This is a genomic window from Pseudomonas sp. P4_C8, from assembly GCF_056401975.1.
This window is the reverse complement of the sequence record NZ_JBFUIH010000011.1, coordinates 108,298-133,737: the sequence shown is the minus strand read 5'-3', so window position 1 is coordinate 133,737 and position 25,440 is coordinate 108,298. Positions and strand designations below refer to the sequence as shown.

Annotated in this window: 25 protein-coding genes; 9 read left to right on the top strand and 16 right to left on the bottom strand. The window is 57.7% G+C overall.

Annotated elements, in window-relative coordinates:
* The 4 genes from AC1DWM_RS09665 to AC1DWM_RS09650 form a co-directional block, all read left to right on the top strand.
* A partial coding sequence (locus AC1DWM_RS09665; RefSeq protein ID WP_477795092.1) for an OprD family outer membrane porin occupies nt 1-397 on the top strand: 397 nt, incomplete at its 5' end.
* A gap of 227 nt (nt 398-624) precedes the next feature.
* The gene (locus tag AC1DWM_RS09660; protein WP_223512206.1) at nt 625-1,272 is read left to right on the top strand and encodes a hypothetical protein; all 648 of its coding nucleotides are present in this window, start codon (nt 625-627) and stop codon (nt 1,270-1,272) included.
* Nucleotides 1,273-1,319: 47 nt separating this feature from the next.
* Nucleotides 1,320-2,081, top strand: a complete 762-nt coding sequence (locus AC1DWM_RS09655; protein ID WP_477795091.1) for a DUF3050 domain-containing protein — start codon at nt 1,320-1,322, stop codon at nt 2,079-2,081.
* Between the two features lie 41 nt (nt 2,082-2,122).
* Nucleotides 2,123-2,944: a methyltransferase domain-containing protein gene (locus tag AC1DWM_RS09650; RefSeq protein WP_223512208.1), complete on the top strand. Its 822-nt coding sequence runs from the start codon at nt 2,123-2,125 to the stop codon at nt 2,942-2,944.
* A gap of 112 nt (nt 2,945-3,056) precedes the next feature.
* Here AC1DWM_RS09650 and pcaC read toward each other — a convergent pair whose 3' ends face one another.
* The 11 genes from pcaC to pcaR form a co-directional block, all read right to left on the bottom strand.
* On the bottom strand, nt 3,057-3,449 hold the full coding sequence (gene pcaC / locus AC1DWM_RS09645; RefSeq protein ID WP_223512209.1) for a 4-carboxymuconolactone decarboxylase: 393 nt from the start codon (nt 3,447-3,449) through the stop codon (nt 3,057-3,059).
* Nucleotides 3,450-3,459: 10 nt separating this feature from the next.
* Complete coding sequence (gene pcaD / locus AC1DWM_RS09640) at nt 3,460-4,266, bottom strand: 3-oxoadipate enol-lactonase (protein WP_223512210.1); 807 nt, start codon at nt 4,264-4,266, stop codon at nt 3,460-3,462.
* A gap of 11 nt (nt 4,267-4,277) precedes the next feature.
* Complete coding sequence (locus AC1DWM_RS09635; protein WP_477795090.1) at nt 4,278-5,642, bottom strand: 3-carboxy-cis,cis-muconate cycloisomerase; 1,365 nt, start codon at nt 5,640-5,642, stop codon at nt 4,278-4,280.
* Nucleotides 5,643-5,687: 45 nt separating this feature from the next.
* Nucleotides 5,688-6,992: an MFS family transporter gene (locus tag AC1DWM_RS09630; protein ID WP_477795089.1), complete on the bottom strand. Its 1,305-nt coding sequence runs from the start codon at nt 6,990-6,992 to the stop codon at nt 5,688-5,690.
* Between the two features lie 143 nt (nt 6,993-7,135).
* Complete coding sequence (gene pcaG / locus AC1DWM_RS09625; RefSeq protein WP_223512214.1) at nt 7,136-7,702, bottom strand: protocatechuate 3,4-dioxygenase subunit alpha; 567 nt, start codon at nt 7,700-7,702, stop codon at nt 7,136-7,138.
* A gap of 1 nt (nt 7,703) precedes the next feature.
* A complete protein-coding gene (pcaH, locus tag AC1DWM_RS09620; protein ID WP_223512216.1) occupies nt 7,704-8,408 on the bottom strand; it encodes a protocatechuate 3,4-dioxygenase subunit beta in 705 nt (234 codons plus the stop codon).
* A 37-nt stretch (nt 8,409-8,445) separates the two neighbouring features.
* The gene (gene pcaF, locus AC1DWM_RS09615; RefSeq protein WP_223512359.1) at nt 8,446-9,651 is read right to left on the bottom strand and encodes a 3-oxoadipyl-CoA thiolase; all 1,206 of its coding nucleotides are present in this window, start codon (nt 9,649-9,651) and stop codon (nt 8,446-8,448) included.
* The gene (locus AC1DWM_RS09610) at nt 9,648-10,427 is read right to left on the bottom strand and encodes a CoA-transferase subunit beta (RefSeq protein ID WP_223512218.1); all 780 of its coding nucleotides are present in this window, start codon (nt 10,425-10,427) and stop codon (nt 9,648-9,650) included. Before AC1DWM_RS09610 ends, pcaF begins: the two co-directional genes overlap by 4 nt.
* On the bottom strand, nt 10,427-11,284 hold the full coding sequence (locus AC1DWM_RS09605) for a CoA transferase subunit A (protein WP_223512219.1): 858 nt from the start codon (nt 11,282-11,284) through the stop codon (nt 10,427-10,429). Before AC1DWM_RS09605 ends, AC1DWM_RS09610 begins: the two co-directional genes overlap by 1 nt.
* Nucleotides 11,285-11,555: 271 nt before the next feature.
* A complete protein-coding gene (gene pcaK, locus AC1DWM_RS09600; protein ID WP_477795088.1) occupies nt 11,556-12,902 on the bottom strand; it encodes a 4-hydroxybenzoate transporter PcaK in 1,347 nt (448 codons plus the stop codon).
* Between the two features lie 153 nt (nt 12,903-13,055).
* The gene (pcaR, locus tag AC1DWM_RS09595; RefSeq protein WP_007947281.1) at nt 13,056-13,898 is read right to left on the bottom strand and encodes a pca regulon transcriptional regulator PcaR; all 843 of its coding nucleotides are present in this window, start codon (nt 13,896-13,898) and stop codon (nt 13,056-13,058) included.
* 680 nt (nt 13,899-14,578) lie between these two features.
* Between pcaR and AC1DWM_RS09590 the strand changes: the two genes are divergently transcribed.
* The gene (locus AC1DWM_RS09590) at nt 14,579-14,779 is read left to right on the top strand and encodes a hypothetical protein (RefSeq protein WP_007935837.1); all 201 of its coding nucleotides are present in this window, start codon (nt 14,579-14,581) and stop codon (nt 14,777-14,779) included.
* A 377-nt stretch (nt 14,780-15,156) separates the two neighbouring features.
* Complete coding sequence (locus tag AC1DWM_RS09585; protein WP_223512221.1) at nt 15,157-16,632, top strand: inorganic phosphate transporter; 1,476 nt, start codon at nt 15,157-15,159, stop codon at nt 16,630-16,632.
* Nucleotides 16,633-16,896: 264 nt separating this feature from the next.
* Here AC1DWM_RS09585 and ccoM read toward each other — a convergent pair whose 3' ends face one another.
* The 3 genes from ccoM to AC1DWM_RS09570 form a co-directional block, all read right to left on the bottom strand.
* Nucleotides 16,897-17,010, bottom strand: coding sequence for a cytochrome c oxidase subunit CcoM (ccoM, locus tag AC1DWM_RS09580; RefSeq protein ID WP_317849332.1), 114 nt, complete (start codon nt 17,008-17,010; stop codon nt 16,897-16,899).
* Nucleotides 17,011-17,154: 144 nt separating this feature from the next.
* Nucleotides 17,155-17,316 (bottom strand): hypothetical protein, encoded by a 162-nt coding sequence (locus tag AC1DWM_RS09575; RefSeq protein ID WP_223512222.1) that lies wholly within the window; start codon nt 17,314-17,316, stop codon nt 17,155-17,157.
* Between the two features lie 72 nt (nt 17,317-17,388).
* Complete coding sequence (locus AC1DWM_RS09570) at nt 17,389-17,730, bottom strand: aspartate-semialdehyde dehydrogenase (protein ID WP_477795087.1); 342 nt, start codon at nt 17,728-17,730, stop codon at nt 17,389-17,391.
* 218 nt (nt 17,731-17,948) lie between these two features.
* Between AC1DWM_RS09570 and rapA the strand changes: the two genes are divergently transcribed.
* Together rapA and AC1DWM_RS09560 are read left to right on the top strand one after the other, a co-directional pair.
* On the top strand, nt 17,949-20,795 hold the full coding sequence (gene rapA, locus AC1DWM_RS09565; RefSeq protein WP_477795086.1) for an RNA polymerase-associated protein RapA: 2,847 nt from the start codon (nt 17,949-17,951) through the stop codon (nt 20,793-20,795).
* Nucleotides 20,796-21,147: 352 nt separating this feature from the next.
* On the top strand, nt 21,148-21,975 hold the full coding sequence (locus tag AC1DWM_RS09560; protein WP_223512224.1) for a lipid II-degrading bacteriocin: 828 nt from the start codon (nt 21,148-21,150) through the stop codon (nt 21,973-21,975).
* A 552-nt stretch (nt 21,976-22,527) separates the two neighbouring features.
* On the opposite strand, the gene AC1DWM_RS09555 is transcribed toward AC1DWM_RS09560, so the two are convergent.
* Nucleotides 22,528-23,877: a spinster family MFS transporter gene (locus AC1DWM_RS09555; RefSeq protein WP_223512226.1), complete on the bottom strand. Its 1,350-nt coding sequence runs from the start codon at nt 23,875-23,877 to the stop codon at nt 22,528-22,530.
* A gap of 291 nt (nt 23,878-24,168) precedes the next feature.
* Here AC1DWM_RS09555 and AC1DWM_RS09550 point away from each other — a divergent pair, with 291 nt between their 5' ends.
* A complete protein-coding gene (locus AC1DWM_RS09550) occupies nt 24,169-24,534 on the top strand; it encodes a YkgJ family cysteine cluster protein (protein ID WP_223512228.1) in 366 nt (121 codons plus the stop codon).
* 3 nt (nt 24,535-24,537) lie between these two features.
* On the opposite strand, the gene AC1DWM_RS09545 is transcribed toward AC1DWM_RS09550, so the two are convergent.
* Nucleotides 24,538-25,425, bottom strand: coding sequence for an NAD(P)-dependent oxidoreductase (locus tag AC1DWM_RS09545; protein ID WP_223512230.1), 888 nt, complete (start codon nt 25,423-25,425; stop codon nt 24,538-24,540).
* Between the last annotated feature and the right edge of the window lie 15 nt (nt 25,426-25,440).

The window sequence follows — 25,440 nt, the reverse complement described above, 5'->3', positions numbered from 1 at the left end:
CTTCTACGTCGGCCTGCAAAAACTCACCGGTGACGATCAATGGATGCGCGTCAACGGCACCAGCGGCGGTACCCTGGCCAACGACAGCTACAACTCCAGCTACGACAACGCCCAGGAAAAATCCTGGCAGGTGCGCCACGACTACAATTTCGTCGCCCTGGGCGTTCCCGGCTTGACGCTGATGAACCGCTACATCAGCGGCGATAACGTGCATACCGGCACCATCACCGACGGCACGGAATGGGGCCGCGAATCGGAACTGGCCTACACCATACAAAGCGGCCCGTTGAAGAGCTTCAACGTCAAATGGCGCAACGCGAGCATCCGCAAGAGCTTCAGCACCAATGAGTTCGACGAGAACCGGGTGATCATCAACTATCCGATCAGTTTGTTGTAAGGGCATCCCACCACGAAAATCCAAAACACCAAGCCACATCGGAAGTGGCTTATTCAAAATCGTCGAACATGCTTTCGTTGCCGGATAATCTTATAACCAATCTAACGCCCTTCTATTATTAAAACGACTTAAAACCTGTTAGTTCTAACAGTAGATGGCCATCCACCAAATTTCTAATATCTGCCTAACGCAACATTTAGCAGATGACAACCATGGAAGGAAATACTATGAGCTGGTGGCAGATCGATACACTGATTATGTTTTCTTATGGCTTCGTCCACTCCTGCCTGACAACCCGGCCGGCGATGAAACTTTACGAAATATTCTTCCCGGAATGGAGTTGGAACATCGGTATGTGTGTGTTTTCTGCCGCCACACTGGCGCTCGGCATCATTTACTGGCAACCCTCTGGGCATTATATCTATGTCTTGATTCCTGGCAGCCCGCTGTTTCACTTTGCAGCGTTATCAATGGTGACTCTATTGGGCCTCACTATTTACTGCTTTCGTTATACCTCCACATTTTGGCAGTGGCTCGGTGCTCACCAATTAATTGCCAAATTAAGAGGTCAAAAAGCCCCTGCGCCTTACCGAATGAACGTACAAGGCATCAAACGATACATACGTTTCCCCCATCATACTTTTCTGATGTTGTTTTTCTGGGCCCACCCGATCATGACCTACGACACATTGCTTTTTTCGGTCGGCACCACGATCTATATGTATTTGGGTACATGGCACATGGACAAACGTCTCGAGTCCATTTTTGGAAATGAATGGCGAGCTTATAAAAAAGTGACTGGATTAATGCTGCCGTCACCTAAGGCATGGTCACGACTTTTTGCAGATCTTCGTCAACCGCGCAATGCCATTTAACGCTGTGCTGCACAGTGCTTTTAAATCTCTCTGCAAGGACGCAAGCCATGTTTGAAAAAGAGCTCAGGCCGTATCAGGATCGATTGGCCCAACACCCGATTTATGACGCTATTCGTTCGGTCGAACACGTCAGAATATTCATGAGTCGCCATGTATTTGCAGTATGGGACTTCATGAGCCTGGCCAAGCGCCTGCAACGCGACTTCACCTGTGTCGAACTACCCTGGATGCCGGTGCTGAATGAAGATAGCGCACGCCTCATCAATGAAATCATTACCGGCGAAGAATCGGACATTGGCCATGATGGCCAGCCGGCCAGTCATTTCCGTCTGTACCTCGATGCAATGGGCGAAGTCAGTGCGCCCACTGAAAAAATCGAGACGTTTATCAGTCAATTCTCCCGTTCTTATGCCCTAGGGAAGTCACTAAACCAAGCCCGCGTTCCCGCTTACGTACAGACGTTTGTTAAACACACTATTAAGACCGCACGCAACGCCTCGACTGCCGAAGTGGCCAGCAGCTTTCTTTTTGGCCGCGAAGACCCGATCCCCGAAATGTTCAAGACCTTAATGGAACGCTGGGGGCTAACGGCTCAACAAGCGCCCAAGTTGACTTTCTACCTGAATCGACACATCGAAGTGGACAGTGGCGACCACGGACCAGGTGCACAAAAAATGTTGTCTCGATCAATCATCACGCCGCAGGTGCGGGAAAAAGCACTGCGGGCGGCCATTGACGCTATCGAGCACCGAATCAGGTTATGGAACGGTATCTATCGTGAAATAAAAAAATCGGATGCATGTGCCTAGGTGGCGTTCACTGACCACTCATGGACAGAGAGGACCACCTCATGCCCACGCAACGAGAGCTTAAGGTTTCAGTAAGCACTACCGACTGGGACGCCAAGGCCTATCAGCAATTCTCCCGACTTCGACAACGACCGGTCAACGAATTGCTCGACCGTGTCGATATCAAAAACCCCAAACGCATCTACGACCTGGGGTGCGGCACAGGCATTGCGACGCAGGTTTTGGCCAAGCGCTGGCCCCGAGCGCACCTGTTGGGTATCGACAGTTCGGAGCAAATGCTTCAGGAGGCCAGGTGTTTGCCGATCAAGGCCCGGTGGAAGCAGTGCGACCTACAAAACTGGCAACCCGAACAACCCGCCGATCTGCTGTTTGCCGCCGCCGTGCTGCATTTCATCGACGATCATCCACAGCTGTTGCCTCGATTGCTCAAGCACTTGAACCCGGGCGGCTGTCTGGCGGCGCACATGCCCGATTGGCGCGATGCGGTGTGGTATCAGCTGATGCTCGACACCCTCGACAGCGGCGGCCACAACGGTCAACCGCTAGGGACACCGCAGCTACGTGAAAGCATGGCGCGGCGGCCGCTGTTGTCGCTGGAGGACTACTACCGTTTGCTGGCGCCGCTCTGCGCCACGCTGGATATCTGGGAAACCGAGCAGCTACAGGTCGTTGATGGCAAGTCGCCAATTTATGACTGGATCAAGGTGTCGGCGTTGCGGGCGGTGATGCAGGGGTTGGAGGATGACGAACAGGCCAGGTTCATCTATCACTTCACGATGCGGGTGCATGCGCATTACCCGCAGGAGGGAGATGGGCATACGTTGTTTCCGTTCAAGCGGGTTTTCATAGTTGCCACTGTGTAAGCCATGGCATTGCCATCGCGAGCAGGCTCACTCCCACATTAGACTGCATTTCAATGTGGGAGTGAGCCTGCTCGCGATGGCGTCAGCACATACACCAAAAAAAACTGGAGTGTTACTCCCGCGACTCAACCCCCAACTCATCCCAAACCGACTCCGCCAAGTGGAACGTCGCATTCGCTGCCGGGATGCCGCAGTAGATCGCGCTCTGCATGATCACTTCCTTGATCTCGCCACGGGTCACGCCGTTGTTGGCGGCGGCGCGCAGGTGCAGTTTGAGTTCTTCGTTGCGGTTCATGCCGATCAGCATGGAAATGGTGATCAGGCTGCGGGTGTGGCGCGCCAGTCCCGGGCGGGTCCAGATGTCACCCCAGGCGTGGCGGGTGATCATCTCCTGAAATTCCGAGTTGAACTCGGTCAGCGCGTTCAGGCTGCGGTCGACGTGAGCGTCGCCGAGTACTGCGCGACGGACTTTCATGCCCTCGTCGTAACGTAGTTTCTCGTCCACAACAATCCCCTTAATGAGCGTTCAAAAACGCCAGGACCCGCTCGCTGAATGCGGCGCTGGCCTGGACGTTGGACAAGTGCGCAGCATAGAACTCGGCGTATTCGGCGCCCGGCACATGTTCTTGAATGAAGTGTCCGCCAGACGGCGGCGTGACCGCGTCTTCAGTGCCGGCGATCACCAGCAGCGGCGCCTTGATCGAAGACAACTGCTCACGGAAGTCGGCATCACGCACCGCCGCGCAATTAGCCGCGTAGCCTTGAGGCGAAGTGGCGGCCAGCATGTCAGTGATCTGCTTCGCAGCAGAAGGATTGGCGGCGGCAAAGTCCGGAGTAAACCAGCGCGCAATCGAAGCATCACGCAGCGCGACCATGGCGGCCGGACCGTCGCGCAGTACGGTTTCAATGCGCGGGTTCCAGATCGACGGATCGCCGATTTTCGCGGCGGTGTTGCACACCACCAGTTTATTCAATCGATCACCGGCATTGATCCCCAGCCATTGGCCGATCAAACCGCCCATCGACAGACCACAGAAATGCGCGCGTTCAATGTGCAACGCATCCAGCAGCGCCAACACGTCGCGGCCCAGTTGCTCGATGCTGTACGGGCCCGGTGTCACCAGCGATTGGCCGTGGCCACGGGTGTCGAAACGCAACACCTGGAAGTGTTCGGTGAACGCTGCAATCTGTGCGTCCCACATGTGCAGGTCGGTGCCCAGCGAGTTGGACAGCACCAACACCGGTGCATCTTCAGGCCCATCGAGTTGCGGCCCTTGAATTTGGTAGTGCAGTTCGCCCTCGGCGAGTTGTACAAAAGCCACAGCAATCTCCTTCAGGCAGTCAACGCAGAATGTTCAGCCACCGCCCGCTCGACCCAAGTATGGGCCTGGCCGAGGTAATGGGCGGGGTCCAGCAGACGATCAAGTTCAGCAGCAGAAAGCTCGGCGGTCACTTGCGGCTCGTCACCGAGGACGGCGCGCAGATGACGCTGTTCAGCCACCGCACGTTTGCAGCAGAGTTCCAATAGATGATGCGCGGTGTCGCGGCCGACTCGTTGGGCGAGCACGATGCTCACCGCTTCGGCCAGCACCAGGCCTTGGGTCAAATCAAGGTTGCGAGCCATGCGATTCGCGTCCACTTCCAGTCCCTGCGCCACCAGCAACGCTTGCTTGAGGCTGCCGGACACCAGGCAGCAAATCTCTGGCAGGGTCTCCCACTCGGCATGCCATAGACCGAGGCTGCGTTCGTGTTCCTGCGGCATCGCGCTGAAGAGTGTCGAGAGTAAGCCCGGTACACGCGTCGCCGCACCGATCAGCACTGCTGCACCGACCGGGTTGCGCTTGTGCGGCATGGTCGAGGAACCGCCCTTGCCCGGCGCCGAAGGTTCGAAGACTTCGCCCGCCTCGGTTTGCATCAACAGGCTGATGTCGCGGCCGAGTTTGCCCAGGCTGCCGGCGATCAATCCCAGCACCGAGCCAAACTCCACCAGACGATCACGCTGGGTGTGCCAAGGCTGATCCGGCAAGGTCAGTTGCAGTTCCTCGGCCAATGCTTCAGCAATCGGCATCGCCTTTGCACCCAGGGCCGCCAGGGTTCCGGAGGCGCCGCCGAATTGCAGCACCAACAGACGTGGCTTGAGCTCTTGCAAGCGTTGACGGCTGCGAGTGACCGCGCCCAGCCAACCGGCGATTTTCATGCCGAGGGTGACCGGTGTTGCATGCTGCAACCAAGTGCGGCCGGCCAAGGGTGTGGCGACATGACGTTCGGCTTGAGTTGCGAGGGTGTCGCCCAGTTGCGCCAGATCACTTTCGATCAGCGCCAGCGCCCCGCGCAATTGCAACACCAGCCCGGTGTCCATCACGTCCTGGCTGGTCGCGCCCAAATGCACATAGCGTTCGGCTTCGGCATCACTGGCCGCGATCTGCTTGCCCAACGCCTTGACCAATGGAATGGCGGAATTGCCCGCGGTGGCAATCGCCTCGCCGAGGGCGGCAAAGTCGTAAAGCCCGGCCTGACACGCGGCTTCAATGGGGGCGACAGCCGTTGGCGGAATCAGCCCGACACGCGCCTCGGCCCGGGCCAGCGCGACTTCGAAATCGAGCATGGCCTGTACGCGGCCTTGATCGCAAAACACCTCACGCATATCGCGCGCAGTGAAATAGGCATCGAACAATTGATTGCCCGGTCGCTCGTTCATAAACAGTCCCTGGAGGCGCGGGCCCGTCAGGCCCGCGCGTAAAGATCAAAGGTCGTGGTGCAAATACTTTGCCTGTTTCGGCAGACGCAAACTGAACAGGAACGCCACCGCCATCATCACCGTAACGTACCAGTAGAAGGAGTTTTCCATGCCCACGGCTTTCAGGCTCAAGGCAACGTATTCCGCCGAACCACCGAAGATCGCGTTCGCCACCGCGTACGCCAGGCCGACGCCCAGTGCGCGTACTTCCGGCGGGAACATTTCGGCTTTTACCAGGCCGCTGATCGAGGTGTAAAAACTCACGATCGCCAGCGCCACAGTAATCAGCACAAAGGCCATGAACGGACTGCTGACACTTTTCAGGCTCAACAGAATCGGCACGGTGCACAATGTCCCGAGGGCGCCGAACCAGAGCATCGAGTTACGTCGACCGATCTTGTCGGCGAGCATGCCGAAAAGCGGCTGCATGCACATATAAAGGAATAGCGCGCCGGTCATGATGTAACTGGCGGTCTTGGCCTGCATCCCGGCAGTGTTCACCAGATACTTCTGCATGTACGTGGTGAAGGTGTAGAAAATCAGCGAGCCACCGGCGGTATAACCGAGCACGGTAATGAACGCGGCTTTATGGTCGCGGAACAGCGCGCTGATGCTGCCGGCGTCCTTGTTTTCGCGCATTTCCTTGCTGCTGGTTTCTTTCAGCGAACGACGCAGGTACAGCGAAATCAGCGCCGCGCACGCACCGACCACGAACGGAATCCGCCAGCCGTAGGCACGCAATTCATCCTCGCTGAGGAACTGCTGCAGAACCACCACCAGCGACACCGCCAGCAACTGCCCGCCAATCAGCGTCACGTACTGGAACGAGGCGAAGAAGCCGCGCTGGCCCTTGAGCGCGACTTCGCTCATATAGGTTGCGGTAGTGCCGTACTCCCCGCCTACCGATAAACCTTGAAGCAAACGCGCGAACAGCAACAGGATCGGCGCCCAGACTCCGATGCTGTTGTAGGTCGGCAGGCACGCGATGAGCAACGAACCGAAGCACATCATCAGAATCGAGATCAACATCGAATTCTTGCGCCCGTGCTTGTCCGCCAGCCGGCCGAAAATCCAGCCACCAATGGGGCGCATCAGGAACCCGGCGGCGAATACGCCAGCGGTGTTGACCAACTGCACCGTAGGGTTGTCGGACGGAAAAAAGGCTGGTGCAAAATAGATCGCGCAAAAGGCGTAGACGTAGAAGTCGAACCATTCCACGAGGTTGCCGGACGAAGCGCCGACAATGGCAAAGATCCGCTTGCTGCGTTCTTCACCGGTGTAGTGAGCTGTAATAGCCGTGGGCGTTGTCATTATTTTTCACTCAATGGGGACAGTGAGAGTCTAGACACACTTCGTAACAATCCCGTTCCCAAGTTGGCAATGCTGTCCCATCAATGCTGAATGACACTCCGCCATCGCGAGCAGGCTCACTCCTACAGGGCTTTGCGGTGTTCTCAGTAATCGAAGAACACCGTCTCCGCGTCAGTGCCCTGCAAAATCACATTCCACTGATAAACACCCGACGCATCCTGCTTCGCCAGCAATGTACTGCGGCGCTCGGCCGGTACACATTCCAGCAGCGGATCCGCCACGTTGGCCGGTTCGCCATCGAAGTAAATCCGCGTCAGCAAGTGCTTGACCAACCCGCGCGCAAACACCAGCACCACCAGGTGCGGCGCCTGGGTCGAGCCTTTCAGGCCTTCAACCGTACCCGGCTTGATGGTGGTGAAACGAAAGCGCCCTTCGGCATCCACCGGCACCCGGCCAAAACCTTCGAAGTTCGGGTCCAGCGGTTTATCCTGATCATCTTCTGGATGGTCGTACTTGCCGGCGGCGTTGGCCTGCCAGACTTCCAGCATCGCGTCGTTGACGACATCGCCGTTGCCATCGATGACTTGCCCGGTGATCGCCACGCGCTCGCCGAGGGTTTTCTCCACGGTCAGGTCTTCGCGGTTCAGCCAGGTCAGGCCAATGTGGTAATACGGCCCGACGGTGTGGGACGTGGTCGCGTTCAGCGTCATCTTATTTCTCCATCGGCGTGGCATCGCGGCCGCGCAAGACGATGTCCCAGCGATAACCGAGGGCATAGGAAGGGATGGTTTTTTCCAGATCGAACGTCGCGATCAAACGCTCTTTGGCGCTGGTATCGGGCACGCAGTTGTAGATCGGGTCGTAGGCCAGCAGCGGGTCGCCCGGGAAATACATTTGGGTGACCAGGCGCGTCAGAATGCTCGGCCCGAACAGCGAGAAATGGATGTGCGCCGGGCGCCACGCGTTGTGGTGGTTGCCCCACGGATAGGCGCCGGGCTTGATGGTCTGGAACTGATACCAGCCATCGGCGTCGGTCACGGTGCGGCCGGTGCCGGTGAAGTTCGGGTCCAGCGGCGCGTCATGCAGGTCGCGGACGTGGTTGTAGCGACCGGCGGCGTTGGCCTGCCAGATTTCCACCAGAATCCCCGGCACCGGCAGACCGTTTTCATCCAGCACGCGACCGTGAATGATGATGCGTTCACCCAGTGGCTCGCCCTGGTGCTGAACGGTCAGGTCGTTGTCCGTCTCGTTAACGCGATCGGCGCCGATGGTCGGGCCGGTGATTTCCGACAGCGAGTGCGGCAAAAACACCAACGGCTTGGACGGCGAGCGCAGGTTGGTGGATTGATACGTCGGGTGCAGGTAGTCGGGCTGAGTGCCCTCCTGCGGGCGGCGGTAACCAGGCTTGTCAGTCATTTCGCTTTCCTCTGTTCTTATTTGTCGACGCGGCGTGTCAGACGCGTTCGATCGCCAGGGCCAGACCCTGACCCACACCGACGCACATGGTCGCCAGACCTTTCTTGCCACCGGTTTTTTCCAGATGATGCAGCGCAGTCAGCACCAGGCGCGCACCGCTCATGCCCAGCGGATGGCCCAAGGCAATGGCGCCACCGTTCGGGTTGACCTGAGCCGCGTCGTCCGCCAGCCCCAGTTCACGCAGCACCGCCAAACCCTGGCTGGCGAAGGCTTCGTTGAGTTCGATCACGTCGAAATCGCTGACCGCCAAGCCAAGACGCTCGGTCAGTTTGCGCACCGCCGGGACCGGGCCGATGCCCATCACCCGAGGCGCAACGCCGGCGCTCGCCATACCCAGCACTTTGGCGCGGGCGGTCAGGCCGTGTTTTTTCACCGCTTCAGCAGACGCCAGAATCAACGCCGCCGCACCATCGTTCACGCCCGAAGCATTGCCCGCGGTGACGGTTTTGTCGGGGCCGTTGACCGGTTTGAGTTTGGCCAGCATTTCCAGTGTGGTGTCGGCGCGCGGATGTTCGTCCTGCGTGACGACTGTTTCACCCTTCTTGTGGGCAATTCGCACTTCAACGATTTCTTCGGCGAAAAATCCTGCGGCTTGCGCGGCGGCTGTGCGCTGCTGGCTGCGCAGTGCGAAAGCGTCCTGATCTTCACGAGACACTTCGTAATCGTCGGCCACGTTATCGGCGGTCTGCGGCATAGCATCCACGCCGTACTGCGCTTTCATCAACGGGTTGATGAAACGCCAGCCGATGGTGGTGTCTTCCAGTTTCATGTTGCGCGAGAACGCCGCGTCGGCTTTGCCCATCACGAACGGTGCGCGGGACATCGACTCGACACCGCCGGCAATTGCCAACTCCATTTCGCCGCTGGCGATCGCGCGGAATGCGGTGCCGATGGCATCCATACCCGACGCGCAGAGGCGGTTGAGCGTGACGCCCGGAATGGTTTCCGGCAGCCCGGCCAGCAGCAACGCCATGCGGGCAACGTTACGGTTGTCTTCGCCGGCCTGGTTGGCGCAGCCGAAGAACACCTCGTCCACCGCGTTCCAGTCCACCGACGGGTTGCGTTCCATCAGCGCCTTGAGCGGCACAGCGGCCAGATCGTCAGCGCGAACCGCCGACATACCGCCGCCGAAACGGCCGATGGGGGTGCGAATGGCGTCGCAGATATAAACGTCACGCATCAGGCTTCTCCGGGTGCTTGGCCGTGGGCGGCAGCAGTGCGAGCTTCCAGATCCCTGAGAGCAGTGAGTTCGATCTCAGTGGGCTCGGCCGTGTTTTCAACCGTGTCGGCGAAGCGAATCGCCCAACCGGTGGCGGCGACCACTTGCTCACGGGTCACGCCTGGGTGCAGCGCGGTGACCACAAATTCATGGGTGCCGGCTTCCGGTTCCATGATGCACAGGTCGGTAATAATGCCCACCGGACCGGCGCCCGGCAGACCGAGACGCTTACGTGAATCACCGCCCTCGCCATGGCCGACCGATGTAATGAAGTCGAGTTTGTCGACAAACGAACGCGCCGACTGCTTGAGGATGATCAGTACGCTTTTGGCCGAACCGGCAATCTCCGGCGCGCCACCAGCACCCGGCAGACGAACTTTCGGCGCATGGTAATCGCCGACCACGGTGGTGTTGATGTTGCCGAAACGGTCGACTTGCGCAGCGCCGAGGAAGCCGACATCAATGCGCCCGCCCTGCAACCAATAGCGGAAAATCTCACCGGTCGGGACCACGGTGTCGGCGGTTTCCGCCAGCTCACCGTCACCAATCGACAGCGGCAATACGCTTGGCTTGGCGCCAATCGGACCCGATTCGTAGATCAGGACCACATCTGGCGAGGAGGTAAGACGCGCCAGGTTGGCCGCTTTCGACGGCAGGCCGATGCCGACGAAACACACCGAACCGTTCTTCAAACGGCGAGCAGCGGCAACAGTCATCATTTCATTGGTGGTGTAGGTCATTACTTGGCCTCCGAAGCAGCGGCCAGCTTGGCCTGGAACTCGCTGAAGTCAGCGCAGCCGTGGATGTATTCGTTGATCCACGCCGTGAAGGTTTCACGGTCGCGGGCAATCGGGTCCCAGGCTTGGTAGAAACGGTTGTCACGCTCGGTGTAACCATGAGCGTAGGAAGGATGCGCGCCGCCAGGTACATGGCAAACTGCGCTCAAGGCCCAGGTCGGCAGTACGCAAGCGTTCATCGGGGCATTGAGGTCGTCGACGATTTCTTCGACGGTGACGATGCAACGCTTGGCGGCCAGTGCGGCTTCTTTCTGCACACCGAGAATGCCCCACAGCAGCACGTTGCCTTTGCGGTCGGCTTTCTGCGCGTGAATGACCGTGATGTCCGGACGCACCGAAGGCACGGCTGCCAACACTTCACCGGTAAACGGGCAGGTGACGGTTTTGATCAGAGGATTGACCTTCGGCAGGTCAGAACCGGCATAGGCCCGCAGCACCGCGAACGGTAGGCCAGAGGCGCCAGCGACGTAGGCATTGGCCAGGTCGGCGTGGCTGTGTTCTTCGATCTCCAGCGCGTGCGGCCACTGCTTTTCGACGGCATCACGCAGACGGTGCAGCGATCCCACACCCGGGTTGCCGCCCCAGGAGAAAATCAACTTGCGAGCACAACCGGCGCCGATCAACTGGTCGTAGATCAGGTCCGGGGTCATGCGTACCAGTGTCAGGTCTTTCTTGCCCTGACGAATGATTTCATGACCCGCCGCCGTAGGGATCAAGTGAGTAAAGCCTTCGAGCGCGACTGTATCGCCGTCGTTTACGAATTGCTTCACCGCGTCGTGCAGCGAAAGGATTTCAGCCATGGGGCAGGCTCCCGTTTTGTTATGAACCGACAGTGGAAGAAAAAGGCGCGATGCGCAGCGCCGGAGTGCCTAGAGATTAAGCCCCTGAAAAACACCAAACAATCCGATAATCGACTATGTGTTCGTTTATCGAACATATTGTTGTCTCGCTATCGATAACATCAAAAGCATCGCGAGCAGGCTCACTCCCACAGTTGACCGCGTTCCCCTGTGGGAGCGAGCCTGCTCGCGATGAGGTCATCAAGCTCACCAAAAATCCTGGATCAGCCCCTCAAGTCGCATCCGCATGACTGACCATGCCCTTGATCACCACCGCCGTGGTCGCCAACGCCGCCGGAATCACCAGCGCCGTCAGCACTTGCTCGAAATTCCAGCCCAGCCCTAGCAATGTCGCGCCCATCCACGCACCGAGAATCGCGCCGAAACGGCCAATCCCCAGCATCCACGACACGCCAGTCGCCCGCCCTTGGGTCGGGTAAAAACGCGCCGCCAACGATGGCATCGCCGATTGCGCACCGTTGACACACATGCCCGCCACCAGCACCAACGTCGCCAACAGCGTAATGTTGCCCAGGCTCTGCCCCACCGCGTAGGCAAACACCCCGGCCAGCAGGTAGAAAATGCCGATGACTTTGTGCGGATTGAACCGGTCCATCGCCCAACCCACGCCCACCGCACTCAGCACACCGCCAAACTGGAACAGTGCACCAATGAACGCTGCCTGCTCCATGCTCGCGCCGCTGTCACGCATGAGCGTCGGCAGCCAACTGGTCAATAGGTAAACGATCACCAGGCCCATGAAGTAGGTGAGCCACAGCAATAATGTGCCGGTGCTGTAGGTGCCTGAGAAGATCACCGCGAACACGTTGCGCGCCTTCACGGTTTTCTGTTCCGGTACGCTGAAGCTTGAAGCCTGGGCGACGATGGTCGGGTCGATGGGGGCTAACGTCTTGCGCACTTTGTCAGTGCCACGGTTACGGACTACGAGGTAGCGTGCCGATTCCGGCAGCCAGAACAACAGGACGACCGCGAGGATTAGCGGCAGAATCCCGCCGATCAGCAGCAGGCTGTGCCAGCCGAACGCAGGGATCAGCTTGGCCGAGATAAACCCGCCGCCGGCCATGCCGAGGTTGAAGCCGCAGAACATGCTGGTCACCAGCAGGGACTTTTTGCGCTCCGGGGTGTATTCCGACAGCAATGTCGTGGCGTTCGGCATGCCGGCACCAAGGCCCAAGCCGGTGAGAAAGCGCAGCACCAGCAATTGATCGACATTGGTGCTGTAGGCCGACGCCAGACTGAAGGCACCAAACAACAACACCGCGCCGACCAATACGACTTTACGCCCGAAACGGTCCGCCAACGGGCCAGAACCCAGTGCGCCGAAGACCATGCCGATCAACGCAGCACTCATGACAGGGCCAAGACTGGCGCGGTCGATGCCCCAATCCTGCGACAACGCAGGCGCAATAAAGCCCATGGCCGCCGTATCGAGGCCATCAAGGAAGACAATCAGGAAACACAGGATCACCACTCGCCACTGATAGCGCGAAATGGGTTGATCATTGATGAAGGACTGCACGTCGAGGCAGTTACCTACAGCAGACTGGGGCTGGTTCATTATTTTTATTCCACACAAGAACGCAGTCGGACATTTGCCAGCCTGGGCCGGCGCTGCCGCGACAGTAATGATCCTGGGGAAAGACCGTCAATTCGATAAACGCAAGTCTGTGCGTTTATCGAACAGCTTAGACAGAGGGCTTGGAACGGGGGCTTAGGCGAAGAGCTGCGCGCTGAGGTCGCGGCTGGCGCTGAGCAGTCCCGGCAGGAATCGCTGTTCCAGCTCATTGCGGCTGACACGGCCGGCGTGGGTGCTGACATTTAAAGCGGCCACCACCTGGCCAGAAGCGTCGTACACCGGCACGGCAATCGAGCGCAGGCCCTGTTCCAGTTCCTGATCGACGATGCACCAGCCTTGTTGCCGCACTTCTTGCAGGCATTCGAGCAGCGCCTCGGGCGTGTGCAGGGTGCGGCTGGTCTTGGCTTGCAGCTCCGCATGATCGAGGTATTCGCGCAACGAGGTGTCATCCAGCGCGGCGAGAAGAATCCGCCCCATTGAAGTGCAATAGGCCGGCAAGCGGCCGCCCACTGAAAGGTCGACCGAAATCAGCCGTTGAGTCGTTGCCGAACGGGCGATGTACAAGATGTCATCGCCTTCCAGCGTGGCCATGTTGCACGCCTCATGAAGTTGCTCACTCATGCGGTCCAGGTACGGCTGGGCCGACACAGCCAAAGGCGTCGAAGACACGTAGGCATGGCCCAGGGTCAGCACTTTGGGCAGCAGCGAATAGGTACGACCGTCGGTGGTGGCGTAGCCGAGTTTGATCAAGGTATGCAGGCAACGTCGCACGGCCGCGCGGGGAATTTCTGTGCGATGACTGATCTGGGCAATGGTCAGATGCCGCTTGCGCTCTTGAAACGCTTGCACCACCGCCAGGCCACGAGCCAGAGAGGTCATGAAATCGGGGTCGCCGGTCAGGGCCTGAATTCGCTTGGCAGGTGAGGCGACAATCGGCGGCGCGACTGAAGTGAAGGAGTTGCGCATTTGATCGTTCATGACAGGTCCTTTCCGAGGCGGATCAGCAGTTATTACACGCGGCCCCTGCTTCATCAGACAAGACAGGGATCGCCGAGATTGGGCGATTATCGAACCAAAGACCGATAATCGCAATCAACCCTGCACCCGGCCCAGCCTGTTCACCGCTGATTTTCGCGCTGACCACTAGATGCTTTTAATTGTGTTCGATCACGGACTTGAAAAGTCATGTATTCGGCCTGACTTATCGACTTCATGGCACCAGAAAGACATCACTGCAAAGTGACATCATCGGCCACCTTATTAACGTAGAAAGTTGTGAGAAACAAAACCGTCACACACGAAGAACTACTTTTAACTCTCAAATGATAGTGTTCTTCGAATCGACCGCTATAATACACCTCAGTGGTAACCCGATTTTTATGTACTGGTTGCACCACTGGACAGCCCGGTATTCTACCGTTGCTGCCCGCAGCAAGCGCTTGGCGCTCATTCATATGCTCCGCCAACGTCCTCGCTGAAACAGGTAACTGATGCTACGTCAGCTGTTTTTCTCTGGTGCCGTGGCCGCCTGCAACAAGGAAGTATTGTTCGCATGCCGTAAAACGATGCTTTTGGCATTGTCCCTTCCGCGAGTGTGGTCAATAGATTCGATGCAGCGCGTTTCACCAGAATTAATCTCAACTCATACAGGTAGCACTGTGACGAAAGACGAACTGCGCGCGGAACTTGAGCGCCAGGAACAACGTTACAAGGAAGTTTACGGCGGGGAAGTCACCACCTACGCCGCCCAGCCCGAACCGGAACGTAAACCCTGGCGTAAACGCGCCACCGTTCAGGATCAGGCGTTCACTCAGGAATTGCAGAAGATGGAAAAGGAACTCAAAGCCGAAGAGCCTTGACCGCCTCGGTCCAAATCCTTTCAAGGGTCTGCGTCTGCTCCCGTTAAAAGCGGGTTGCATTGATGAAGCCTTTCGCGCCCGCTACACGCGGGCAGCGGCTACCTCACCCATCGGATGAGGTAATTGGCTCCTTTCTGACCCTCTTCTCAGATATTTCCCACAGGCGTTTAAACCTCTCGACTTCACGAGAGAAACCCTTGCGCCTGCTGCATTTCCCTATGAATTCAATGAGTTGCAAAACCCGGTAAAACGCTGGGAGATAGGCTATCGCCACAAATTAATTCGTTGAAGAATGTTACCGATGAGAAGCAAGTGCATTGATTAGCAGTCTTTTCTGGCATAATCGCGCCCCCTTACGACCGGGTCAGAAAACCTTCATGATCGATTTATTCAGCGGACTTGATGCTTGGGTGCTTGTGAGCCTCTTGCTCGCCCTGGCCTTTGTCCTCGCCTTCGAGTTCATCAACGGCTTTCATGACACCGCAAACGCGGTGGCTACTGTTATCTACACCAAAGCCATGCCGCCTCATCTGGCGGTGTTCTTTTCCGGTGTGTTCAACTTCCTCGGCGTGCTGCTGGGCGGTGTTGGCGTGGCGTACGCCATCGTCCACCTGCTGCCGGTAGAACTGCTGATCAATGTGAACACCGGTCACGGACTGGCCATGGTGTTCTCGCTGCTTGCTGCCGCCATCACCTGGAACCTGGGCACCTGGTACTTCGGTATCCCGGCGTCCAGCTCCCACACCTTGATCGGTTCGATCCTCGGTGTCGGCCTGGCCAACGCGTTGATCAACGACATTCCGCTGGCCGATGGCGTGAACTGGCAAAAGGCGATCGATATTGGTGCCTCCCTGGTGTTCTCGCCAATGGCCGGCTTCCTCGTCGCAGCACTGGTGTTGATCGGCCTTAAATGGTGGCGTCCACTGTCCAAGATGCACAAGACGCCGGACCAGCGCCGCAAGCTCGACGACAAGAAGCACCCACCGTTCTGGAACCGTCTGGTCCTAGTGATCTCGGCCATGGCCGTGAGCTTCGTGCACGGTTCCAACGATGGCCAGAAAGGTATCGGCCTGATCATGCTGGTATTGATCGGTATCGTGCCGGCGCAGTTCGTACTCGACCTGAGCAGCACGACTTACCAGATCGAACGGACTCGCGATGCGACCCTGCACCTGAGCCAGTTCTACAAGCGCAACGCCGACACCCTGGGTGAATACCTGGCGCTGGGCAAAAGCATAGAGGGTGATCTGCCGGAAAAATTCCGTTGCAACCCGCAACAGACCGAACCGACCATCACCGCCCTGCTCGGCACCCTCAAAGGTGTATCGGACTACCACTCGTTGTCGTCGGAAAGCCGCATCGAAGTACGTCGCTACCTGCTCTGCCTGGATGACACGGCAAAAAAAGTCGCCAAGTTGCCTACCCTCAATGCCCGTGAAAAGGCTGATCTGGACAAACTGCGCAAAGACTTGACCACCACCACCGAATACGCCCCGTTCTGGGTGATTCTGGCGGTTGCACTGGCGTTGGGCCTGGGCACCATGGTTGGCTGGAAGCGTGTGGTACTGACCATCGGCGAGAAGATCGGCAAGCAAGGCATGACTTACGCCCAAGGCATGTCGGCGCAGATCACCACCGCGTGCATGATCGGCCTGGCCAACATCTTCAGCCTGCCGGTGTCCACCACCCACGTGTTGTCCTCGGGCGTGGCCGGTACCATGGTCGCGAACAAAAGCGGCCTGCAAGGCGGCACGGTGAAAACCATCCTGCTGGCCTGGGTCCTGACCCTGCCAGCGACGGTGGCCCTGTCGGCCGGCCTGTTCTGGCTGGCATCAAAGGCACTGGGTAGCTGATCCATCGCTGAATCATGAAAAAGCCCGACCATTGAGTCGGGCTTTTTTGTGGGCGCAATTTCAAATTCAACGGAGAACCCTTGTAGGAGTGAGCCTGCTCGCGATGGCGGCGGCACATCCAGCATTAACGTGACTGACACACCGCTATCGCGAGCAGGCTCACTCCTACAAGGGTTTTGTATTGCCAGATCTAAATTACAGGAAAAAAAAAGGGCAACCGAAGTTGCCCAAAATGCCTTGCGTGCTCATTACATCCGGAAAGAACTACGATTTGCGCTTGTGCGAATCTTTCCAGATAAAAATTCCTAATCCTGCGAAAAACATAACCATGAGGCTGACAGTCAGCACTCCGGCGAACACCACGTTGTCGAAAAACATGACTGGCCTCCAGGACTTGCTCTGTTGCGATAGGGCTAAGTTAACCAAACAGGCAGATGAGAAAATTGACCTGGATCAATGTCGCCCGAGACCGGACGTAAAGGAGGGAAAATAACTGACCTGCATCAAAAGATGCAGGGTACTTCAACGCTTTTTCGGCTTGTTCTTCGGTTTCTTCTTGGTTTTACCCAATGGCATCGCCTGCTCAAACGCCTGACGAACTTCGTTCAGACGTTTTTCATTAAGGTCGTGAACCCGCTTGGCGCGTTCAGAATTGAGATCAATCAGCTTATCGTCTTGGCTCATGGTGCTCTGTGCATCGTTTGACAGGGTTGCCCTAATAATGCGGTCTGACGGCCGCGCTGACCAGCCGCAACCTCAAATCTGAATATCGACCCACAAGCCCTGACGCGGCTGATCTTCCATCAACGGCGCCACCGGTACCGTGTTGTCGGCATTCAGTTCGTCACCGGGAATCGCCAGATGTTCCTCCGGGTCTTCATCGGCCTCGCGACGGCGACGCTCGCGCTCCTGCTTGCGTCGCTGCTCCTCGCGCAGCTGAAAAGCGGCTTCCTCGGGATCGCGCTGTTGCAAGTCGATCGTGCTTTCGTTGGAACTCTCCTGCACCGGCACCACCGGCGGAATATCCGGGTGCTGACGAATCGGGTCCTGCTGTGAGGTGATCGGCACGGCACTCAAGGGGAGCATCGGTGGCAGCATGATTATTAGTCTCCTGTCAGCAGGCTGTCGGCCGCGAGGATGGCGACTTGAGCCATCGGTCGCAAACTGTGACCCGTTTGACACGAATGGGTGCCCTGGCCTGCGGGCATGGTTTCGTTGGGCTAACGTAAGACTGCGAGTTTTTATGAGAGTCCTTTGGCCCTGAAGGTCTCATTCCGTTAAGATAGCCCGCTTTTTCAAGGTGGGAGTCAGGCAGCATGGCGCAGCAGTATCAACCGGGGCAACGCTGGATCAGTGACAGCGAAGCCGAGCTGGGATTAGGCACCGTTCTGGCACAGGACGGCCGCTTGTTGACCGTGCTCTATCCGGCCACTGGCGAAACTCGCCAGTACGCGCTAAGGAATGCGCCCCTCACCCGCGTGCGGTTTTCACCCGGTGACTCGATCACTCACTTCGAAGGCTGGAAACTGACCGTCCAGGAAGTCGACGATGTCGATGGCCTGCTGGTCTACCACGGCCTCAACGCGCAGAACGAAGGGGTCACCCTGCCGGAAACCCAGCTGTCGAACTTCATTCAGTTCCGTCTGGCCAGCGACCGTTTGTTCGCCGGGCAGATCGACCCGCTGGCCTGGTTCTCCCTGCGGTACAACACCCTGGAACACACCAGCCGCCAATTGCAGTCCGCTCTTTGGGGCCTCGGTGGCGTACGTGCGCAACCGATCGCGCACCAATTGCACATCGCCCGTGAAGTCGCCGACCGCATTGCGCCACGCGTTCTGCTGGCGGACGAAGTAGGCTTGGGTAAAACCATCGAAGCCGGTTTGGTGATCCATCGCCAACTGCTCTCGGGCCGCGCCAACCGCGTGCTGATCCTGGTTCCCGAGAACCTGCAGCACCAGTGGCTGGTCGAGATGCGCCGCCGCTTTAACCTGCAAGTCGCGCTGTTCGACGAAGAACGCTTCATTGAAAGCGATGCCGCCAACCCGTTCGAAGACACCCAGCTCGCGCTGATTGCACTCGAGTGGCTGGTCGAAGACGAAAAGGCTCAGGATGCGCTGTTTGCTGCCGGCTGGGACCTGATGGTTGTCGACGAAGCCCACCACCTGGTGTGGCATGAAGACAACGCCAGCCCGGAATACACGTTGGTCGAGCAGCTCGCCGAGACCATTCCCGGCGTGCTGTTGCTGACTGCGACCCCGGAACAACTGGGTCAGGACAGCCACTTCGCCCGTCTGCGCCTGCTCGACCCGAACCGTTTCCATGACCTGGCCGCCTTCCGCGCCGAAAGCGAAAACTATCGCCCGGTAGCCGAAGCCGTTCAGGAGCTGCTGGACAAAGGGCGCCTGTCGCCTGAAGCACACAAGACCATTCACGGTTTCCTCGGCAACGAAGGCGAAGCCCTGCTGGCCGCCGTGAACGACGGCGACACCGAAGCCAGCGCCCGCCTCGTTCGCGAATTGCTGGATCGCCACGGCACCGGCCGCGTGCTGTTCCGTAACACCCGCGCCGCCGTGCAGGGATTCCCGGAGCGCAAACTGCACCCGTACCCGCTGCCATGCCCTGACGAATACCTCGAACTGCCACTGGGCGATCACGCCGAGTTGTACCCGGAAGTCAGCTTCCAGGCCCAGCCGGACGCCAGTGAAGAAGAACGCTGGTGGAAATTCGACCCGCGCGTCGAGTGGCTGATCGACACCCTGAAAATGCTCAAGCGCACCAAAGTACTGGTGATCTGCGCCCACGCCGAAACCGCCATGGACCTGGAAGACGCCCTGCGCGTACGTTCCGGGATTCCGGCCACGGTCTTCCACGAAGGCATGAACATCCTCGAACGTGACCGCGCCGCCGCGTACTTCGCCGATGAAGAATTCGGTGCACAGGTGCTGATCTGCTCGGAAATCGGCAGTGAAGGTCGCAACTTCCAGTTCTCGCACCACTTGGTGCTGTTCGATCTGCCGTCGCACCCGGATTTGCTGGAGCAGCGTATCGGTCGTCTGGACCGAATCGGCCAGAAGCACACCATTGAACTGCACGTGCCGTATCTGGAAACCAGCCCGCAAGAGCGCCTGTTCCAGTGGTATCACGAAGCGCTCAACGCGTTCCTCAACACCTGCCCGACCGGCAACGCCTTGCAGCATCAGTTCGGCCCGCGCCTGCTGCCGCTTCTGGAAGAGGCTGACGACGGCGAGTGGCAAGCACTGATCGACGAAGCCCGCACCGAGCGTGAGCGTCTGGAAGCTGACTTGCACACCGGCCGCGACCGCTTGCTGGAACTCAACTCCGGCGGTGCCGGTGAAGGTGACGCACTGGTTGAAGACATTCTTGAGCAGGACGATCAGTTTGCCCTGCCGATCTATATGGAAACCCTGTTCGATGCATTCGGCATCGACAGCGAAGACCATTCGGAAAACGCGCTGATCCTCAAGCCGAGCGAAAAAATGCTCGACGCCAGCTTCCCGCTCGGCGACGACGAAGGCGTGACCATCACTTACGACCGCAATCAGGCGCTGTCTCGCGAAGACATGCAGTTCATCACTTGGGAGCACCCGATGGTTCAGGGCGGCATGGACCTGGTCTTGTCCGGCTCGATGGGTAACACCGCCGTGGCGCTGATCAAGAACAAGGCGCTCAAACCTGGCACCGTGTTGCTGGAACTGCTCTACGTCAGCGAAGTGGTTGCCCCGCGTTCGCTGCAACTGGGCCGTTACCTGCCACCGGCCGCCCTGCGCTGCCTGCTCGATACCAATGGCAATGATCTCTCGGCCCGCGTGTCGTTCGAGACCTTGAACGATCAACTGGAAAGCGTACCGCGCGCCAGCGCCAACAAGTTCATCCAGGCTCAGCGTGATCAGTTGACGCCACGGATCAATGCTGGCGAAGAGAAGATCTTCCCGCGTCATGCCGAGCGTGTTGCCGAGGCGCAGCGTCGTCTGGCGGCTGACACCGAAGAAGAACTGGCGCGCCTGACAGCGTTGCAAGCCGTCAACCCGACCGTACGCGACAGCGAACTGGTTGCCCTGCGCAAACAGCGCGAGCAAGGGTTGGCCATGCTTGAAAAGGCTGCACTGCGACTGGAAGCGATTCGGGTGTTGGTAGCGGGTTAATCTTCCGCATCTACTCCGTCAATAAAAAAGGCCCGCAGCGATGCGGGCCTTTTTTATTGTACGAATTCTTGGTCTTGTCAGTTCAAGATTTCAAACTTCCAAGCAGAGCTTTCTAATAATTACGCAGGACGTTTCTGACAACCGAATAGGACAATTCGTTACAACCATAGAGCAGCAACAAATACATTTAACGCCGCCTCTTCTCCACGCCCAAAAAGAACTTTCCTACTCAACTCTCAGACCCATTCTTACTATTAACATACTAGTATAAAAACACAGACCGCCGCACCAGGCGCGAGCGATACACGTAGCACACGCTACTGACAACCATAAAATATTTTAGGATTTTACAATGAGTAATGGATTAACTCTCCCTCCCCTCAACATTACAGCTGCAGCACCAGGATATTCCCCACCACGAGGAGTCACTTGGCCCGCACCAAACCCTGCACTGATTTTTACCGCTCAACAACAAGAACGCAACGCTTTCTATGGCCAAGGTATGTGGCGGGAGATGATCATAAAGATCACCAACGAACAAAAGTCCTATATTAAAAATGGAGTTGCCACCAGCATAGTTCAATCCATAATCCGTGACATGCAAGCCATTCCATTTGCTGACAACTATATTTGCTTGAATCCGAATTTGTCGCCTGCTCAAGCGTTGCATTATGCAACTAACAACTTTAAAGCGGGATCTGTTCCGGAATCCGTAGGATTGTCTGCGGGACTTTTAACTCCATTGGCTGCCTTTGGCCATTTCCTTTTTGGAAAAGGAGCCACAGCCGAAACGAACATCAATAGCTTGAGCTTGAATCTCTCTAGCACGACAATTCCAATGCTGGAGTCCGCGTTTGCTTCTGCTCCAGTCGGCAAAACAGCAATCGCAATTGATAAAGTGCCTTTTGACACATTTCCAAATTCTTGGCTGACTGGCGCATGGCTTGGTAACATCACGCTAAAAATTGAAGGTACCATCACGAAAAATGAGAGTGGAAGGATAAACTTTAATGGTGGAGCCCGATCTTATCACGATGTATTTGACGGTAATTTAGGTACGTGGCGCTCATTGATAGGTGAAGCTTCTACCAGCGTGCTCGCTGTAGTTGAAAAATACTTAAATGCACAACCGTACCAAATAGCCATCAAGGGAACCCACGTAATCACCATTGATCGTTAGCTTCAACAATACTTAATTACAAAATAGATCCTCCGACCATTTAGCTGCATCAAAAACCAACACTCACTCAAATCGGTCGCGTGCAGGCTGCGCGACCGGCAACGCATTCTTAACAAGGATCTTTATGCGCCCGTATCAACGCTTACTGACGGCTATCGCTCTATTTATAGGAGCTTGGATCTGCTTATTATCAGTAGCGGTCCAAGTCCCCCCCAATATAAACGATTTATCGGACAAAGAAGGTTTGTCCGCGGCAATTATGCTTACGGTGGCACTCCAAGGCATCGGAATCCTAGCAATCGCCTGCGTAGTTGTAGGAATGCTTACTTCAATATTTATCAGACCCCGGTCATTTGGCCTGAGGCTGTTCGTTTATCTGGCATCAAATTTAATGATATTTATCTCATCATTGCTGGGCATACTGGTGATCGCCGGATTCGTATACGATACGATTGCTGGCATTGCGGGAATTATTCTTTATTTATGCGTAATCGGGCTGCTAGTGTCTGCCACCCCTAAGCGGGTAGCAGACAAAACCAAAAGTGAACCCCTTTAGGCAGTCGCCACAGCAACTCCAGGCTCAACTACCGCCACCAACCCTTCCTTCATCCGCTTCGCATCCCGCACAAAACACCGCGATGCCATAAACAGAAACACCATGGTGAAGAACAACGCCACCGGAATCAGGTACATCGCGTCATGCAGCCCGACCGCTTTGAACGCCTCGGTCATCTGCTCTGCACCGGCCGACAGCATCGCCGTGTGCGCAAAGTGGTCGGACAAACCACCCACCACCACCGGCCCCAAACCACCGCCCAGCAAATACAGGCCGGCAAAGAACAGCGCCATCGCCGTGGCCCGCAGGCGTGGCTCGACCACGTCCTGAATCGCGGTGTAGACGCAGGTATAGAAGTTATAGGCAAACAACCAGCCCACACTGAAGACCGCCACAAATACACCAATCTCGATTCGGCCGGAATGCAGCGCCCACGCCGTGCACAGGGTCGAGATAATCAGGCTGAACCCTGCAAACAACAGCCGCCCGTTGGCCACCCGCTGATGAATCTTGTCGGCGACCCAACCGCCGAGCGTCAGACCGAACAGGCCGGTGACGCCGACGATTACACCCGTTGCTACCGCAGCCTCCTGCAATGGCATCAGGAAGTAGCGCTGCAGCATCGGCACCAAAAATGAGTTGCAGGCGTAGGTCGCAAAGTTGAAACACAACCCCGCCATCACCAGCCACAGAAAAGTCGGCACCGCCAGCACCCGGCGGATCGGCCGGTCTATGCGTTCCTGGGACACCTGCACCGCTTCTGCTGCGCCGCGTTTCGGCTCCTTGATGAAGAACATGAAGATCGCCAGGATCAGCCCCGGCACCGCCGCGATAAAGAACGGCGCGCGCCAGCTGTCGAACGCCTTGACCATTGCGCCGATGGTGAAGAATGCCAGCAGCAACCCCAACGGCAAGCCCAGCATAAAGATGCCCATCGCCCGCGCCCGGCGATGCGCCGGAAACAAATCGCCGATCAGCGAGTTGGCGGCGGGGGCATAACTGGCTTCACCGATACCGACGCCCATGCGCACGATCAGGAAACTCCAGAAGCTGCCCACCAGCCCGTTGACCGCCGTCAACCCGCTCCAGACCGCCAGGCCCCAACCCATCAATTTGCTTCGCGAACCGGTATCGGCCATCCGCCCCAGAGGCAGGCCGGCTATTGCATAAACGAGGGTGAAAGCGGTGCCGACGATCCCCAACTGAAAGTCGCTGAGGTGCCATTCCATGCGGATCGGCTCGATAATGATGGCGGGGATGGTGCGATCGAAGAAGTTGAACAAGTTGGCCAGAAACAACAGGAACAGAATGCGCCAGGCATTCGCCGCTTGGGTCGAGTTCTGCATGGGTCCGTCTCTTTTATTGTTATTGGGGTCTCACTGTCCCCGGAACCGTCAATCTAGACAGGCCCGCCAACACTGTCTGTCATCATTCGCAAGGCTGATATCAGTCCATGGCATTCAAGCAGACCTGCTGACCGCCAAACCCAGGTTTCACGGGTATCCGGCCGGTGTTTTCACGGTGCCGCCCGTCGTTGAAAAATACCTTTCGCCCCCCCTTCCAAAGCCCGTTGCGAAGCCTAGAATAGCGACCCTGCCCGCTCCCCTGCGCGCCCACTCCTCCTTAGATAAACGCCCATGTCCGAAATCAGTCCATGCCTGAATTGCGGTGCCTGCTGTTCTCATTTCCGTGTGTCTTTTTTCTGGGGTGAATGCACCTCGGCCGGTGGAACGGTGCCTGACGACCTGGTCGCGTCGATTAGCCCCAGTCGGGTGGCGATGCTCGGCACCGACTGCAAACCCACCCGATGTGTCAGCCTGGTGGGAGAAGTCGGCAGCGAGGTCAAATGCTCGATTTACAATGAACGTTCCAGCACCTGCCGTGAGTTCGAGGCCTCCTGGGAAAATGGCGAGGCTAACGTGGATTGCGACGCAGCCCGAGCAGCGTTCGGCCTTCCGGCCTTGCAACCGGAATTCGACATACCCTATGAACAAAGCGCCTGAGGCTTAGTCTGGCTCGCGGTACATTTGCACTAATGTCGATGGATCTTTTTCCAGGTAACCCTGGCTCCCATGCAATCGCATCAACTGTGCAGCCAATCCACTGAGCGGTGTGGCCGAACCCTGTTCGCGGGAAAACTTCACGGCGCTGTCGAGGTCCTTGAGCAGCGTGCGCACATGCCATTTCACCGGTTCAAATTGGCTGTGGGCCATTTGCGGAGCGAGGATCTGCAACGGTTTTGAATCGGCAAAACCACCGGCGAGAGCCTCGGCGATCAGTCGAGCATCAACCCCGGAACACTCGGCCAGCGCCACCACTTCGGCGATGACCAGCGCATTACACGCCACGATCATCTGATTGCACGCCTTGGTCACCTGCCCGGCCCCGACTCCGCCCATGTGGGTGACACGCTGGCCCAGTGTCAGCAAAAGCGGACGCACTCGCTGCAGATCCCCGGCCTCGCCACCCACCATGATCGCCAGGCTGCCGCCCTCGGCGCCGACCACGCCGCCGGACACCGGAGCATCCAGCCAACTCATCCCAGTGGTGTCGATCAACTGTTTGGCCATTTCTCGTGTGGCGCTGGGCTCCAGGCTGGAAAAATCCACCAGTAGCTGACCGCTTTTCGCCCCCACAGCCACCCCGGCCGGGCCAAAAACCACCTCACGCACCACTGCGGTGTCCGCCAGACACAGCATGACAATGTCGGCGTGCTGACACAGTTCAGCGGGTGTTGCCACTTGTCGGGCACCGGCTTCAACCAGCGGCACGCACTTGGCCGGATTGCGATTCCACACGGTCAACGGATAGCCCGCCGCCAACAGGCGCCGGCACATGGGCAGGCCCATCAGACCGATCCCGGCGAACCCCAACGAAGGTAGCGTTGACATCATTTAGCCTCCCTTTGA